Here is a 15,623-nt window from a genome sequence, read left to right as displayed (position 1 = left end):
GACGGCAGACGGGATGGGAGAGGTTCGGTCGTCATCCAGGGTGCTATCTAGAAGGGGGCCTCGTCATCAGGGGCTCCGGTCACTTTGTTGGGCCTCACGACTTTTAACGTCCAGTGGCCGAAGGATTTAGTAGTGCCCTGCGCGAACACCAAGTCCGACTCATCGTCCGTGGTCAGTCGGCCTTCTTTTGCCATTTTCTCCACGAGCTTACGCAGTGTGGCGAAGTCTTCTGGGCTGACGGGATTGAAGCCTCTGCGGGTCTTCTCGCTCAGTATGGTGCGTTCGAGTCGCTGTACGGTTTCGATGATCTGTGCAATGCCTTGCTCCTCTGGGTCCCTGGATCCTCGGAGTTCTTGAAGGTCTAGGGCGAAGGAGAAGGGCGTATCCACTGGTGCGCCGGCTTCTAGGGAGGTGATGGCGCCTTTCAGCTGTGTTTTCGCCTCCGCAACGCTGTCTAAGTCGCGATGATCGACGAAGATCGTGCGCAAACCCTGAACGTCGAAGGGCAAGGTCTGTCCACCCTCTGCCAGCTGCACGAAAGGTTTACGGAGAGCGTGCCTGAGGGCCAGCTCGTAAAAGACGTTGGGATTTAGATCCGTAAGATCGGCGACCACTAGGTCATCTGTCGCGATCCGGTTGATGATCTGACTAGTAATCATCCCGGAGTGATCTATATCGTCGGCTCTGTCGGCACGGTATCCGAGTTCTTCCACTACTGGTCGTATGACATGTCGAAGTATCTTATCGCTCCGCTTCCTAGTTTCGCTGGCCGCAGCTCCTATTGGGGCTATGACAAAACACAACTTTGGGGAAACTTCGGACGACTCCTCCGTCATGTTCTCATGATAGGGAGGCCGCGCCCGCTCGATCCGACCAGGGTCCAACCTCCTGCCTTCGTGCCCCTCGCGTGCCCGTTTGTGCGGTAGCTGACGGGCAACGACGGCTAACCAGGGTTCCCGCACTCCGGCCCCGGCCAGCGCAGCGCCAGGCAGAGGTGCTGTCGGCTCGATGTGATTCAGAATTCCTAAACCGTGTGTCGCAGGTTCGAATCCTGCCGGGGGCACCGAACGGATATGCGACGCCGGTTGCGGTAGGTCGGCGGGCGCTGGTAGCGGAAGTTCTAGCCCCGGCGCGTCGGCCAAGGTGATCTCTACGTCGGCGACTCGATCCTCTGGGTGGTACCGCACCTGGACGTTCAACGCCTCGTATAGCGCGTGGAGATCCTCGGGCGGCCGTCCGATGAGGGTGTCGGCCAGTTCGGGAAGCCGGTTTAGCGCTGCCGTGATTTCGTCGAGGTCGGGTGGCGCGGTTGCGATCTCGGCTTCGGCCTGATCGGCCTCGGCCTGCCGGCGAGCGATCATGTCTTCGAGTTCGCCGATGCGGGTGGCGATTTGGCGTCTCGCCGCAGGCGTGATGTCGTCGGCTTCCAGGTTGAGTACCTGGCGGCGGAATCGCCGGTTGAGGTCGGCGATGTCGTTGTTGATCTCTGCTAGTCGAGTGGCTGCCGGGGCGCGGCCGTTGTTCTGGTCGTCGTCGGCTGCGTCGAAGCATTCGCGCCAGTAGGTGAGGCGGTCCTTACCGAAGATCGTGTAGGTCAGCCATGTGGCGATGGCTTCGTGGAGGGGTTCCTCTGCCAGGTAGATGGTGGGTGGATGTTCGGCGGGGATGTTGGTCGAGCGTGTCTTGCCGGGGTAGCAGAAGTAGTAGCGGCGGCCGGAGCGGCGGCGGATGTTGCCGGTCATGCGGAGGTCGCAGATGCCGCAGCGCAGCCGGCCTCGGTAGAGGTAGTCGGCGCGGGGCTTTCGTTGCTGGGACTGTTCTTCGCCGCTGAGTGCTGGGCGGCGAGAGCCTTCGTTGGCCGCCGCGCGAGCGGCCACGGCGTGGTACTCGTCCTTGCTCACGATCGGTTCGTGGGTCGGCTCGGGGGACCAGATCCACTCGCTGGGCGGGTTGAGCCGGTTTCCCGCGCTCTTCCGGCCGCGTCGGTTCCACACCATGTAGCCGGTGTACTTGGGGTTGCGGAGGATTTCCCACACGCTGGAGATCGACCACCTGCCGAGAGCCCGCTTGGGATCGGGCGGCGTCGGGGCGGGGAACAGATCGGGGTTGGCGTTGAGCCGGTCGCGGATCTGCTGGAGTCCCAGCCCGCTATAGAGGTACAGGTCGTAGATGTAGCGGACCACGGTGGCGCGGATGGCGTCCAGGATCAGGCGAGTCTTGGTCTTGCCCTGCTCGCGGCGAGCCGGCACCGGGTGGGGAATCTTCTCGGCCTGGTAGCCGTACGGCGGGCGGCCGATGTTGAAGCCCTGCTCGGTGTGTTCCTTGAAGCCGTCCCAGGACTTCTCCATCGCTTCCAAGGCGTACCACTCGGCGACACCCTGCTTGACGCGGCGCGTGAGGATGGCGGTGGCTCGCTTGCGTCCGGCGTGCATGGGCTCGTCGGCAGCGGCGAGCAGCACGCCGACCCGTTCCAGCTCGTGTTCGATCTTGGTGCCGTAGTAGGTACGTCGCGCGACGCGGTCGATGGACTCGCAGATGACGCCGTCGAACCGGCGGCCGGGCCGATTCGCTTCTGCGAGTAGGTCCTGGATGCCGCCATCGCGCGGGATGGGGATGTCGAACTGCTCGTGGGCGTGGCCGAACCCTCGGCGATCGAGATCCATTCGACCGGACTCGACATCGTAGAAGTGGGCGACGATCATCCCACCCGGCGGAAGAGCGACGGTGGAGTTGCCCAACTGCCGAGGTAGGGACAGCGTGGGGTCCTGGAGATCGTCTGTGGAGGTGCGGCCCAGCCACGCCCATCGAGTGATCTCGCTTTGCCTCATCGCCGGCCCTCCCGCACGAGTTCAGCGGGGTCACGTTCCGCGCACCTGTCCTGACAGGTTGTGGCGTCGGTGTCTCGCACTGTCATCCCTCCTCCATCTGAGGGCATGGTTCGGGTCAGCGGGTAGCCGCTGACCCGAACCATCTACCGGTTGGTCGTACCATCCGGGGTCGTCGCCGAATTGCCTGGCAGCGTGGCCAGCAGGGCGCGCACTGCGCGCCCCTGTGCGGCAGCGACAGCACGGGCCTGACCGCCGGCAGCGATCCGAACCTGCACCCTGATCGTTAGGGGTGGGCCGTCGTCGTTGATCCCCGATCCATCGATCCCTACCGGGGCCGGCGGGTCAAGGCCGGCGTCCGGGATGGAGCCGTCGGCCGTTGCGGGTGATGACTCTGCGTGCGGCTGCGTCGTCCGGCTACGACGCCGCAGCGGTTCTCGCCGGCGCCCGGTCATGGGCTCAGCGGGGCGCGGAGGACCACCACGTCTTCGTGCTGGACGAGCCATTGCGGGTCGCCGGTGGCGATGGCGTCGCGGATGTTCTTCTGCTGGAAGAACGAGGCGCGGGGGATGATCACGCCGTCGCGGACGCCGCAGATGAGGGCGATGCACTCCTCGACCAGTTCCAGGCCGGCGTTGATGCCGGCGGCGACGACCATGCCAGGGATGTCGACGAGTTCGCCGTGGCGGCGGTAGGGCCGGGCGGTGACGATGACCCGTCCACCAGGACGTAGCACCTGGCGGCAGCCGGCGAGGATCGCGGTGAACCCGTCGGCGAGTTGGCCGTGGCTGCGGTAGGCGAGGTTGTCGCCGTTGCCGTACTTGTGGTGGAGCTTGCGGACCTTGCCGCGTCTCGGGCCTGGGGTGCGGACGTGGCCGTGGGTGGATGGTCCGTACGGCGGTGAGGTGATTACTAGGGAGACCTGCCCGTGCAGGCTCGCCGGCAGCAGGGAGGGCAGCGTGGTGGAGTCTCCGTGGTAGATCTCGCCCCGGTCTGGCGTCCCAGCCTGAACGGCTTGGCGGATGTTGTTCGCTGCCTTGGCGACCCATTCGGCTTCGTACTCGACCCCGACGCCGTGCCGGCCGAGGCGCATGGCCTCGATCACGGTAGTACCGATGCCGGCCATCGGATCGAGCACCAGGTCACCGGAGCTGGTGTAGGTGCGGATGGCGTACCGGGGAATGGTCGGCAGCATCTTGCCGGGGTGCGTCAACGACTCCGGGGTGTATCGGCCGCGCCGCAGGTCGCGGGACGGGTGTTGGCCGGTGAGCCACACCGAGCCGAGGTAGCCCTCGGTGAGCAAGGCCCCCAGATCAGACGCGGCGGGGTACGGCGGTCGGAGGTCGTGGGAGCCGGCGGTGTGGAATATGGGACGAGTTTCAGGCACGGGCGTTCTCCTGACCGGTGGCGGTGGTGCCGAACACGACCAGGTCCCGGAACGCCGGGAGGTGCCGGCCGTCGAGCAGACGCCGGCCGTCGTCGGCCTCGTCTGGGTGTTCCGGGGCGGTGCGTGGCTCGTGGTCGGGCAGCGGAACGAAGACGGCGGGGATGTGCTGGTGGTAGAAGAGCCCGGCGGTGCGGGCGGCGGCGATGACCGTGGCGCGGTGGCTGAACCCGCCCGACTGAGGCGGCGGCGCGGTGGTGAGCCCGACGAGCAGGAACCCGCCGGGGCGCAGCAGAGGTCGCCAGGTGGTCATCGCCGTGGCCGCGCCGTGCCGGGTGAGGCCCTGCGTCCCTTCGGGCAGCCTCGCGAGGATCAGGTCCACACCCTCGCCGGACCGACATGCTGCCCGGCGTTCAGGGGCGGACGTTAGGAGCCGCAGACGCGGGCCGCGGCGAGTGGTGACCAGTCGGGCGGGTACCCGGCGCAGGTAGGTGGTCGCTGCGAGGGTGGCGGGGTGCGCGTCGAGGTCGAGCACCACACCGCCGATGCGGGTGTAGCGGCGGATGAGGTAGGCGAGGTGGCTCGGGGACAGCCCGTACCAGTCCGGCACGCTCCGCAGGGGAGTGCGTGGGACGCGGGTACGGGGAAGGAGCAGCCCGACCGGTACCGGCTGCGGCCGGTCACCGGGGGCGGTGGAGTTGGGCTTCGGCATGGGCGTGTGGGCCACGTCCGCCGACGAGCGCTGACACTAGGGGATTACAGATCCGGGCCTCGGATTGGAAACTGCACTGCGCGCCGACCCGGGCGCGTCATTTGGTGCCGCTGGGTTGAACAAGATCCTCCGCAAGTGACACGCAGGTCAGAGGCGCCGAAACATCGGCTCTCGGTATCGCTCGAGCCGTGCGGATCGCCGTCGAGATCCGTGAGCGGTTGAACAAGATCCGCGCCGCCTTGAACAAGATTGTCATCTGCTTGATACGAGGCGGCTGGTGCCTGGAGGTCACCTGCGGGGTATTGGGCAAGATCCCCAAGGTGGCGTTGAAGCTAGCGACGACCTCGTTGCGCTGGTCGTCCTCGGCGTTGAGTGCGATGTGCATCTGTCGGCCGAACTGGCTGACTGCCGTTCACGCCCGCGATAACCCGGGCCGGGCGTCCACGCGCACCAGGTCAGGGAACGAGCCGTCCCGGTAGCTCTCCGGATCCGCAAGCCTGCCCATCGTCGTCTGCCGGTGCTGCGCATGGCGGGCCATGTCGAGGTAGACAAAGCGGCGTTGCTGCTCAAACCGATCGGCGCGGTCTCGTTCGAGGCGGGTCTCTGCGCGGTAGATCAGCCGTGGAACGATGAGGCGCGTGGAAGCGCGTAGGAACCCGGACTACCTCAAGGCCCTGGCGTCGGCGGTTGCCGAATTCCGCGACGCGTTCGACGACCTGCTCGAACTGTACGTAGAAAACGGGGAGGCCGGCGGCTTAGGAGGCTTTGCGCGCGGCATCGCCCCTGCGGTGCTCCTTCGCGAGGGCTCCGACCCGAGAGAGGTCGCTCGCCGGCAGGCCCGTGTTTCTCGCGCCGCTGGGCGAGCTGCCGCAGCAGTACCCCTGACGCAGGTGGCGGTTGCTGTGCAGGGTGCCGGCGTCGTCGATCCGATCGCCAACTGGCAGACGGTCACGCGGCCGAAGCCGCTTCTGGAAGCGGTTGACGTTTTCGGGGCATGCGATCAAGCGCTCGGCCGGTTGGACGGGCTTATCCTGCAGGCCGAGGCTGAACGTCCGCCATCCGTTGGGGCGGAGGCGATGCATCCCGTGGTGTGGGGTGCCGCGTCGCGTTTGTGGCGTGACCGGCACTTTCGCGAGGCCGTCGCCGCTGCGGCTGAAGCCGTCGTCCTGTTGGTCAAGACACGTACTGGGCGTAACGATGTGGCCGACACCGCTTTGTGGCAGGAGGCGTTCTCGGACAAGGACCCGGTGCCGGGTAAGCCGCGGCTGCGCTGGCCGGGTAATCCGGCGAACCGGGATGTCAGCTCGATGAACGGAGGGCTCCGGTTCTATGCGCCGGGCGTGCAGATGACGATCCGCAACTCTGTGGCGCACGGGGCGGGGCAGCTTGATGAACAGAACGCCGTGGAGCGGCTTGCTGCTCTGAGCCTTCTCGCCCGATGGGTCGACGAATGCGACTTGGTCGAGGCGCCGGCCGGCCCCGGGGAGGCGAACTAGCCATACCCAAGATGTGGTGAGAGGCGAGCCGATCGGCTCGCCTCGGGCTACAGGCTGATGTTGCCGAGCAACGGGGTCGCGCGGTCGTTGTCGATCGTCTCTATGGATGCTGTGTAGATGGTGCTGGGGCTGGGACGCCGCTCGTCGGGCTCGGTGCCAGGCCGTTCGGGCTCGTTGTGTTGGGCGGGCTGCTGGGCAAGGAAGGCGTACAGGTCGCCGGGCATGTGGTCGATACTCCTGTGGGATTGGGCTGCGGGTTGCTCTGTTGCTTTGGCGCGCTGGAGATGAACGGCCAGATCAGCGCGTACAGCATCGCAGATGCGACCGCGAGCAGGACGCCGTCCCGGAGGACCGTGATCTGGGTCCGGATGGTCTCTTCTCCCCAGCCGATCGACCGGGCGTAGCCGATCGCGACCTGCTGCTGTACGGGTGTTGGGCCGGTAGCGATCGTGGGCGTGTCGACGCGTCCGAACACGGCCTGGGAGGTGAGCAGTGAGACTGCTCCACCCAAGGCGAACAATGCAAGGAACGCGCTCACAACCCAAACAACGCTGGTCCAGGGCCCGTGAGTAAAGGCCCGATTCGCGCCCGCCGCAAGGACGCCGATCTCCGCCAGCCCGACGGTCAGCATGGTCGCGGCTCGTGACTTGTTCTTTTCAAGATCAGCCAGTTGCCGGTCGAGTTGTCGGCGCCCTTCTTCAAGAACGATCTTGTAGTCGTCATCGGTGAGGCCGTCGAGGCTGTCGGTGAAGTCCTCGGGCCGACCGAAGGTGGGCACTTCGATCCCAGGGCGGAACACGGCGAGCACGTAGTAGGCGTACACCCGGGCCTCGGCGAACCGTTCGTTCGGGGCGATGACAGGCACTACCGGCCCGCTAACCAGTCGGCGAGGGCCTGCGCCACCGACGTGGCGATCGGCTCGGGAAGGAACAACCACTGGCCACCCGGATTCAGATCGAGGAACACCGGGCCGCCCTCGTCGATCAGCCAGTCCTGGCTGCTGTAGCCGACGCCCAAGATCGCGGCCAGCCGCACGGCAGCCTTCTCGACCTGCGGCCACCGGTCCGTGGCCGCGAAGGTGTGGTGCGCGGATTCGTCCTCGCGCCAATCGAGGGGCAGGCCATGGGCATCCAACTCCGCCGTCCACGCACGGCTGCCGACCGTCACGACCCGCAGGTGGGCTTCGGCCGCGACGACCTCCTGCGCAAGGAACGGCGCGTCGAGCAGGTCGCTACCAGCCAATCCGGCAGCCTGAACCTTCTTGATGTAGAGCACCCGCGACGAGCCGTCCGGCTCCTGAAAGTGGCCAGGCCCAAGCGGTTTCAGGACGAACGAGTCACCCAATTCCGCTGCCAGGTCACCTGGTGAGCCGCTCATGGCTGTGGCCGGGATCCGGATCCCGGCGGTCAGAGCGGCGCGGTACTGCACCACCTTGTTCTCTGCAGCAAACAACGGGTCCACCGAGGTCACCCAGGTCAGGCTCGGCTCGCGCAAAATCGCGGCGAGTAGCGCCAGCCGTGAGGACAACCTTGCAGCGCCGTGACCGCCCAGAGGCACACCCAGATCCCAGCCCGCAGGAGCCAGACGCCGGATCCAGCCACGGGCAGGCATGTGATTCGCTCCGACGCTCACGGCGGAGCCGGAGACGTCGACCAGTCGAACGCTGACCGGGTCAAGCCACTGCACGACGTCGCTTTGGCTGACCGCGTCGAGGACGACCGTGCCTCGAGCCGGAAGCAGGTCCACGACGGCACCGACATGCGGGTCTGCGCGTTCTCCGACGATCAGGACAGGTACGGCAGAACTCAAGGCGCGACCGAACCCAGGAGCGCGCCGGACCGCTCTTCATCGGTACTTTCGACTGATTCGGTGAACCGAGTCATCAGGCGAGGGTGGGGATCGGTCATCCCCGGCACCCGGGAAGGGGTCGCTGCCTCGGACGACTTGACTGCGACCGGAGCCGGAACGCTTAGAAGGCGATAAAGATCCACCGGACGGAACTCCCTCACTCGGCGTAGGTGGAGGCGAATCCGGCGAGTTTTCCACGGCGGTGTGGCCTTGTGGAACCCGATCGGCGTGCCTGCGCTGAACAGCGTACGCAATCCGCCGACCCGCAAACGGCCTCGACACCTTCGCGGAATCTACGGCCACGTGCGGAAGACTCAACTTTGACGGACCCACTCCATCAGTCAGTCAGCCTTGGCTGGAAGGTGCGTAGTCCGTCCATGCCGGGCGGCGCAGGCAGCCGGGTGACGTCCAACGCATACTCGGCAAGACCAGCCAGAACCTCCTCCAGTATTGCCGGGCCGGCGCGAGCGGTTAGCCACCTCGGGACCTTGAACAAGATCGTGATGGTACGTGGGCGCGCCAGGCGAGGGCCGCTCGTGACCCTCCTGCCTCACGCCCATGGCTGCCACGTGGGCGGCGCGTGTTCAACGGTGCCGCTCCGACGCGGGCCGCGGCCGGCGCCGGCGCCGAGGGTCTTGAACAGCCTGACCACGGGTTGAACACCTCGGCTCCGGTTGTCGGCCGGCGTGACGTCGAGGCGCATTGACAGGGATCGGCAATGGCCGGGTTGAACACGCGTGGCGACGGCTTGAACAAGATTCGAGTGTTCATGATCTGTTCAAAGGCCCTGGTGGCGTGGTGGCTCAGCGCCGACCGGCACTCCCGCCGGACGGCACACGGTCATCACGAGGGAGTACCACCATGGACCGTCGTACCCCCACCGCCGAGCCGGCCGCCGCACGGCGGGGCGAGACGCTGCTCAACGACATCGAGTGCCGGTTCCGGCTGATGGGGCAGGGGCCGAGCCCGCTGTCGGTGGACGGCCGCAGCCTCGGTCACGGCCTGCCCCGGCGGGCCATCGCCCTGCCTGAGCTGTCGGCGATCCTGATGCACCCGTCCTGTGGCTACGCCGCCCGGGACGCGGCGTGGCGGCTGCTCGTGCAGCGCGCCCGTAGCGGTGATCCGGCGTGGCGTGCCGGTGCCGTTGGCGTCGCGCTGCCGGGCCTGCGCTTCAAGGCGTACCTGCTGGCCAAGGTGTTCTCCGGGGATGTGCAGGCTGCCATAGTCGAGCACTTCCTGCGCGCTCTTGGCACGGTCGATGTGGCCAGGCCGGGTGTGGTCGGGAACCTGCTGTCGGCGGCATTCTCCAAGGCCCGCGCCGAGCTGCGTGACCTGGAGCCTGCTTCGTCCGGGGCGCCGAACCACGCGCCAGGCTCGGTGCTGCCGCCGGCCCCGTACGGACACCCGGATCTCGTCCTCGCCTGCGCGGTTACCGCCGAGGTCATCACCGTCCAGGAGGCGGAACTGATCGGCGCAACCTACCTGGAAGAGGTCAGCCTCACCGCCTACGCCGAACGCACCGGCCAGCCCCGCTGGAACCTCTACAAGCGCCGCACGGCTGCCGTCGCCCGGCTCAAGGCCGCGATCGAGTCCGGCGAGCTGTCCGACCCGTACGCCGAAGTGGTCAACGAGGCCACCGCGACCCTGGTTCTCGACATGCCAACCGCTCGGAAGCGTCCGTAAGCAGCCGTCCTGAGCTGTGGGTTTCCAATCTGAGGCTCGGATTTGTAATCCCCTAGTGCGGGACTCTTCCGCGCAGGAACCTGCTCCGACCGGACCCGCTGACGGCGCTGACACCCCGCACGGTTCCCGGCCCACCGCCATTGCTGGTGAGGAGGACGGCCGCGCCGGTCGGCATCACAGGTCACCCGCGAGCGCATCGCCCGGTCCCGCCTTCGCCAAGCCCACTCGCGCACCCCATGCCCCGCTGCGGGCTGCCCAGGCGTGCGCACCGGAGGTGCCCAATCCCATGAACCGCAACGCCTTCCCGCGCCCCGAGGCGGCGGCCCGCCGCCGTCTCGGGGCCGGCAGGCGCGGACGGCCCGTCCGCCGCCTGCGTCGATACCGTCTTCGGGCAGCCCGCGCCGGGCTGGCCCTACTCAATGCCGCAGCCGTCACGGCGGCCCTCGTCGCCGTACCCGGCGCGGCGTACGCGGCCGAGCCCGCTGCGGTGGTGCTGGCCGCTGAGTCAATCCAGGAGGTCGCGGAGAACATCCGTGCCTGGCTAGTCGGCATCCTTCTCTCGGTCGCCACGCTGTTCCTGACCGTCGCTGGGCTGCGCTACATGGCCGCTAACGGCGATCCCGGCGAGATTGAGAAGGCCAAGGTCACCCTGCGGTCGGCCGCGATCGGCTACGCCCTCGCGCTGCTCGCGCCGCTGCTCGTGACCATCGTCCGCGCGTGGGTGGCCTGATGAGCGCCCTCGCGATCCCATCCCGCCGCACGGTCCGACCGGTGGCGTTGCTGCTGCTCGGCGTGGCGATCCTCGCCGGCCTGACCCTCGCCTGGGCCGGACCGGCGCACGCCGAGCCGAGCCCGGCACCCAGCCCGCCCTCCACCGCACCCGGCACACCGACGCCTGGCGTGTTTGACCCGGGCGTCCGCCCGCCGGGCGTGGAGCCGTCCCCGCCGGCAGCACCCGCGCCCACGCCCGGCCCGGCTCCGAGTCCGGGCCAGCCCTCTGTCGGCGATGATCCGGCCTGGTATGACATCGGCGGCCAGGTCCGCAAGGCCGTTGTGGACCTGGCCGTGTGGGCCGCTGAGCAGGCCCTCCAGCCGGTGATGGAAGCCCTCGGCGCGTCGTGGCTGTCGACCCCCGACCTCACCAGCAATGAGCAGGTCAAGGCGATCTGGACGACCAGTCTGATCGTCGCCAACGGCGTCGTCGTGCTGTTCATCGTCGCCGGAGGGTTCCTGGTCACCGCCCGGGAGACCTTGCAAACCCAGTACGGGCTCAAGCAGGTGCTACCCCGCATCGCCGTGGGCGTGGTTCTCGCCAATTGCAGCCTGATCCTCGGCGAGAAGGCCATCGAGCTGACCAACGCGCTCACGATCGCTATCGCGGGCAACACGATCGACGGTCCGACCGCCGCGACCGCGATTCGGCGGATCGTGGACAACGCCCTGCAAGGCGACGGGTTCCTGATGGTGTTGATGGCCATCGCCGTGATCGTGATGTGCCTGATCCTGGAGTTTACGTTCGTGCTGCGGCTCGCCGCCCTGATCATCCTGTTCGGTCTCGCGCCGGCCGCGTTGATCTGCCACGCCAGCCCGCTCAGCGAGGGCGTGGCCCACCTGTGGTGGCGCTGCATCCTGGCCTGCCTCGGTCTGCAACTCGGTCAGGCCGTCGTTGTCATGGCCACGGTGAAGGTGTTCCTCACCCCCGCCGGGCCGACCGTGATGGGCGTACCCGCTACCAGGGCCGGACTCCTCGGCATCATGGTCTGCCTGACGATGCTGTGGCTGCTGATCAAGCTGCCCGGTTGGATGCGGCAGTTCATCCTCGGCCCGCTCGGACAGCGCAGCGGCCGAGGGCTGATCGGTCAGCTCGTGCACGCCTTCCTGATGATCAAGACGCTTGGCGCGGCAGCCGGTTTGCTGGGCGGTGCGAGCGCGGCGCGGGAGGCCGGACGGACGACACCTCGTCCGCCTGGCCCCCGTCCGTTGCCCGGTGGCCCTCGTCCGCCTCGGCCGGGGCCGGCTCCCGTCCGGCCGTCCCCGCTGGGGCCGGTGGCCTTCAGCCACGCCCCGGTCACCCACACACCGCTGTCCGCGCCGTCCGGGACGAACGCCGCACCCACCTTCAGCCACCCGGCGACCCCGTCCACACCAACGCCTGCGCCGTCCGGTGGTGTCCCGGCCGCGCAGTTTTCCCACCCGTCCCCGCCCCAGCCGAGTCCGTCGTCCCCGGCGCTGCCACCGGCGCGAGTCGCCTTCAGCGACGCGGCTTCCACGGCACCGGAACCTCCGGCCGGCGGTCCGGTACCGGCGGTGACGTTCTCGGCCGCGCCAGCGCCGCAGACCGCGCCGCGCCGGCCTCCTGCCCCGGTCACACCGGTGTTCTCCGCAGCTCCGGCCGCATCGGCAGCCGGCGGGTCACGACGTGCGTCGACCCCGGCGACACGGCCCACGGCGGCGAAGTGGGCCGCCCCGAGCGGGCGAGCCGCCACCAACGCGGGCACCCCGGCGGCCCCGCCCGTGGCCGCCACCCGCCGGGCACCGGCCACCAGCACGCCCCGGCCCCGTTCACCGGCCCCGTCCGTACCGCCGTCCCCGGACGGTCGGCGGTCGGCGGCCCCGTCCCCGGCAGCGAGGCCGTCCCCGGCGGCTGGTGCGACGTCGGCGGGTCCGACCGCCGTCCGTTCCGGCCCGTCCCCGTCCCCGTCCCCGCCGCCGGCCCGGTCGTCCGCTCCAATGCGGCGCCGGTCATCGAAGCCGAGGGGTGATCAGCGATGAGCCGCCGCGGCGACGAGGCTCCGATGAGGGCTCGGGTGCCCGCAGACATCGAGCGGCCGGACAGGATCGCGTTCAACCTGTCCGGCCGGCAGTTGGTGATCCTGGCCGTCACGGGCCTGCTGCTCTACGCGGCGTGGACGGCGGTGGCGACGCTCGTGCATCCGCTGCTGTTCGTCGCGGGAGCGATGCCGATCGCGGCCGGGGCGTTCCTGCTCGCGGTCGGCCGCCGTGACGGCCTCAGTCTCGACGCCTGGGTCCTCGCGGCGCTGCGGCACCGCCGCAGTCCGCGTCGGCTGGTGCCGGCTGAGGGACCGGTCATCCCGGCTCCGGCGTGGGTACAGACCAGCGCCGGGCCGGGTGACCGGCTGCCGTTGCCCGCACCGCTGCGGCTGCCCGCCCGAGGCGTCACCAGCGAAGGGCTGATCGACCTCGGCTCAGACGGCACCGTTGGTTTGGTCGCGGCCTCGACGGTGGCGTTCGGGCTGCGGACCCCGGGAGAGCAGAACGGTTTGGTGGCCGGGTTCGCGCGGTGGCTGCACAGTCTCGACGGGCCGGCGCAGATCGTGGTGCGGGCGCAGCGGGTTGACCTGGCCTACCTCGTCGACCGGTTCCTCGCTGCCGCCCCCGGGCTGCCGCACCCGGCGTTGGAACAGGCCGCCCGCGCGCACGTGGCGTTCCTCGATGACTTGGCCGGGCAGCGCGAGCTGCTGCACCGGCAGGTCACCGTTGCCGTGCGCGGCCGACGCGGCGCGCACCATACCGCGCACGCAGCGGCCGAGGGAGTGCGCGCCCTCGGCGGCTGCGAGGTTCCCGCCCGTGTGCTGGACGGGCCGGACGCGGCGGTGCGACTCGCGGCCAGTCTCGACCCCACTGCCCCGGCCCGCACTCCCTACGGCACGCCTGTTGGAGGTGACGACCTGTGAGCCTGTTCTCCGCGCTGCTGCCGAACCGGCGGCGTGCCGTTCCCGCATCGGCCACGATCCTGCCCGGTTCCCCAGATGCCGTTGAGGTCGACGGCCGGTTCGTGCGGGTCGGGGACGGCTACACCGCCACGCTTGCCGTCGTCGGCTACCCGGCCGAGGTCGGCCCCGGATGGGCCGAGCCGATCCTGTCCTACCCCGGCCTGGTCGACGCCGCCTTCCACATCGAGCCGGTCCCGCCGGCGGTGGCCTCGCAGCGGTTGCGCAAGCAGCGTGGCCGGTTCGAGTCCTCCCGCCGCCACGACGCGGCCAAGGGCCGCCTCGACGATCCCGAACTCGACGCCGCCGCGGCCGACGCCGCCGAGCTAGCCGGCCGTGTCGCGCGAGGCGAAGCGAGGTTGTTCCGGCTCGGCCTGTACCTGACCGTGCATGGCATCAGCCCCGCCGACCTCGCCGACCGGGTGGCCGAGGTGCGGTCCCTGGCCGCCTCCCTGCTGCTGGACACCGCACCGGTGACGTGGCGGCAGTTGCAGGGCTGGATCAGCGGTCTTCCGCTGGCGTTCGACGCGCTCGGGATGAAACGGGTCTTCGACACCGACGCTCTCGCCGCAGCCTTTCCGTTCACCAGCCCCGACCTGCCCGACACCGCCGTAGACAGCGGCATGGGTGTGCTGTTCGGGCTCAACCTGCACTCGGCCGGAGTCGTGGTCTGGGACCGGTGGGCGCAGTCCAACTACAACGCTGTCATCCTCGCCCGCTCCGGGGAAGGCAAGTCGTACCTGGCCAAGCTCGACCTGCTGCGCAACCTGTGCCTCGGGGTGGAGGCGTTCGTCATCGACCCCGAAGACGAGTACCTACGGCTGGCCGACGCGGTCGGCGGCACGGTCATCCGCCTCGGCGCGCCAGGGGTGAAGATCAACCCTCTCGACCTGCCACCCGACGACGACGCCCTCAACGACCGGGCACGGTTCATGCACACGCTCGTGACCGTGATGGGCAGCGGTGACACCGCCGCCAGCGCACCGCTGCCCGGCGACGAGGCCCGATCGCTCGATGTGGCGGTGCTGGCCGCGTACCGGGGCAAGGGCATCACCACCGACCCGCGCACCTGGAGACGACCGCCGCCGCTCCTCGGCGATGTGATGGCCGCGCTGGAGGACACCGACGACGCCGGCCGCAGAGTCGCCGCCCTCCTGCACCCATACGTCGCCGGCAGCATGAAGGGCCTGTTCGACGGACCGACCACCACACCCGCGCAAGGACACCTCGTGGTCTTCGCCATCAAGGACCTACCCGAGCAACTTCACCCGGTCGGCACGCTGCTCACCCTGGACACGATCTGGCGCACCGTACGCGGCGCGACCGCCTCCGGCGCTCGCCCGGACGTGCTGCGGATGGTGCTGGTCGACGAGGCGTGGAAACTGCTCTCCGGCGGTCGCGGCGGCCGGTTCCTGGAGATCCTCGCCAAGTCCGCCCGCAAGTACGGCGTCGGCTTGACCGTGGTGACCCAGGACGCCGCTGACGTGCTTGCCACCAAGACCGGCCGCGCCGTCGTCTCCAACGCCGCTACGCAGGTGTTGCTGCGGCAGGCGCCGCAGGCGATCGACGCCGTGGCCGAGGCGTTCGGGCTCACCGACGGCGAGCGGGCGTTCCTGCTGTCCTGCCAGCGCGGAGACGCGCTCCTCGCGGCGGGATCAGCCCGGGTGGCCTTCCACAGCCACGCTTCCGCCGAAGAGCACGAGTTGATCGTCACCGGCCCGGTCACCGGCCCGCCTGCCCGCCGCCGCTGACCCGGCCCACGAGCCTCCCTCCACCACCGCCGATCGGAGTCCCCGATGGTTTCCTCCTTCACGCTGTCCGCATCCCCGCCGTCATCTCCTGCGCCTCCTGCTGGCTGTGTGCCCGGCCAGGGCGGCGTGCCCGACTCGGTTGTGGGCGAGTTGCTGTGCGGCTCCTGGGGCGACGACGCCACCGACGCCGTGT

Annotated in this window: 13 protein-coding genes; 7 read left to right on the top strand and 6 right to left on the bottom strand. The window is 69.0% G+C overall.

What is annotated here, in order from left to right:
• Nucleotides 1–47 precede the first annotated feature (47 nt).
• The 4 genes from O7626_RS30670 to O7626_RS30655 form a co-directional block, all read right to left on the bottom strand.
• Nucleotides 48–2,828: a recombinase family protein gene (locus tag O7626_RS30670; RefSeq protein WP_278064514.1), complete on the bottom strand. Its 2,781-nt coding sequence runs from the start codon at nucleotides 2,826–2,828 to the stop codon at nucleotides 48–50.
• A gap of 448 nt (nucleotides 2,829–3,276) precedes the next feature.
• Nucleotides 3,277–4,212 carry a DNA methyltransferase gene (locus O7626_RS30665; protein ID WP_278064513.1) on the bottom strand — a complete coding sequence of 312 codons (936 nt, stop codon included), beginning with the start codon at nucleotides 4,210–4,212 and terminating at the stop codon, nucleotides 3,277–3,279.
• Complete coding sequence (locus O7626_RS30660; protein ID WP_278064512.1) at nucleotides 4,205–4,921, bottom strand: hypothetical protein; 717 nt, start codon at nucleotides 4,919–4,921, stop codon at nucleotides 4,205–4,207. The genes O7626_RS30665 and O7626_RS30660 overlap by 8 nt, the downstream gene beginning before the upstream one ends.
• A gap of 97 nt (nucleotides 4,922–5,018) precedes the next feature.
• Nucleotides 5,019–5,306 (bottom strand): hypothetical protein, encoded by a 288-nt coding sequence (locus O7626_RS30655; protein ID WP_278064511.1) that lies wholly within the window; start codon nucleotides 5,304–5,306, stop codon nucleotides 5,019–5,021.
• 132 nt (nucleotides 5,307–5,438) lie between these two features.
• Here O7626_RS30655 and O7626_RS30650 point away from each other — a divergent pair, with 132 nt between their 5' ends.
• Together O7626_RS30650 and O7626_RS30645 are read left to right on the top strand one after the other, a co-directional pair.
• The gene (locus O7626_RS30650) at nucleotides 5,439–5,573 is read left to right on the top strand and encodes a hypothetical protein (RefSeq protein WP_278064510.1); all 135 of its coding nucleotides are present in this window, start codon (nucleotides 5,439–5,441) and stop codon (nucleotides 5,571–5,573) included.
• A complete protein-coding gene (locus O7626_RS30645; protein ID WP_278064509.1) occupies nucleotides 5,560–6,417 on the top strand; it encodes a TIGR02391 family protein in 858 nt (285 codons plus the stop codon). The genes O7626_RS30650 and O7626_RS30645 overlap by 14 nt, the downstream gene beginning before the upstream one ends.
• Nucleotides 6,418–6,517: 100 nt before the next feature.
• Here the strand turns inward: O7626_RS30645 and O7626_RS30640 are convergent, their stop codons facing one another.
• Together O7626_RS30640 and O7626_RS30635 are read right to left on the bottom strand one after the other, a co-directional pair.
• On the bottom strand, nucleotides 6,518–7,282 hold the full coding sequence (locus O7626_RS30640) for a hypothetical protein (RefSeq protein WP_278064508.1): 765 nt from the start codon (nucleotides 7,280–7,282) through the stop codon (nucleotides 6,518–6,520).
• The gene (locus tag O7626_RS30635; protein ID WP_278064507.1) at nucleotides 7,282–8,163 is read right to left on the bottom strand and encodes a hypothetical protein; all 882 of its coding nucleotides are present in this window, start codon (nucleotides 8,161–8,163) and stop codon (nucleotides 7,282–7,284) included. The genes O7626_RS30640 and O7626_RS30635 overlap by 1 nt, the downstream gene beginning before the upstream one ends.
• A 963-nt stretch (nucleotides 8,164–9,126) precedes the next feature.
• Here O7626_RS30635 and O7626_RS30630 point away from each other — a divergent pair.
• The 5 genes from O7626_RS30630 to O7626_RS30610 all read left to right on the top strand — a co-directional run bounded on the left by O7626_RS30630 (nucleotide 9,127) and on the right by O7626_RS30610 (nucleotide 15,430).
• Nucleotides 9,127–9,948 carry a hypothetical protein gene (locus tag O7626_RS30630; RefSeq protein ID WP_278064506.1) on the top strand — a complete coding sequence of 274 codons (822 nt, stop codon included), beginning with the start codon at nucleotides 9,127–9,129 and terminating at the stop codon, nucleotides 9,946–9,948.
• A 286-nt stretch (nucleotides 9,949–10,234) separates the two neighbouring features.
• Nucleotides 10,235–10,678 carry a pilin gene (locus O7626_RS30625; protein WP_278064505.1) on the top strand — a complete coding sequence of 148 codons (444 nt, stop codon included), beginning with the start codon at nucleotides 10,235–10,237 and terminating at the stop codon, nucleotides 10,676–10,678.
• Nucleotides 10,679–11,001: 323 nt separating this feature from the next.
• Complete coding sequence (locus tag O7626_RS30620) at nucleotides 11,002–12,720, top strand: hypothetical protein (protein ID WP_278066387.1); 1,719 nt, start codon at nucleotides 11,002–11,004, stop codon at nucleotides 12,718–12,720.
• Nucleotides 12,717–13,643 (top strand): PrgI family protein, encoded by a 927-nt coding sequence (locus O7626_RS30615; protein ID WP_278064504.1) that lies wholly within the window; start codon nucleotides 12,717–12,719, stop codon nucleotides 13,641–13,643. The genes O7626_RS30620 and O7626_RS30615 overlap by 4 nt, the downstream gene beginning before the upstream one ends.
• On the top strand, nucleotides 13,640–15,430 hold the full coding sequence (locus O7626_RS30610; RefSeq protein ID WP_278064503.1) for a DUF87 domain-containing protein: 1,791 nt from the start codon (nucleotides 13,640–13,642) through the stop codon (nucleotides 15,428–15,430). Before O7626_RS30615 ends, O7626_RS30610 begins: the two co-directional genes overlap by 4 nt.
• The last annotated feature ends 193 nt before the right edge of the window (nucleotides 15,431–15,623 follow it).

Origin of the sequence: Micromonospora sp. WMMD1102, assembly GCF_029626265.1 — a bacterium.
In the GTDB taxonomy this organism is placed as follows: domain Bacteria; phylum Actinomycetota; class Actinomycetes; order Mycobacteriales; family Micromonosporaceae; genus Plantactinospora.
The sequence above is the reverse complement of the archived record's forward strand: the minus strand, read 5'-3'. Positions and strand labels throughout refer to the sequence as shown.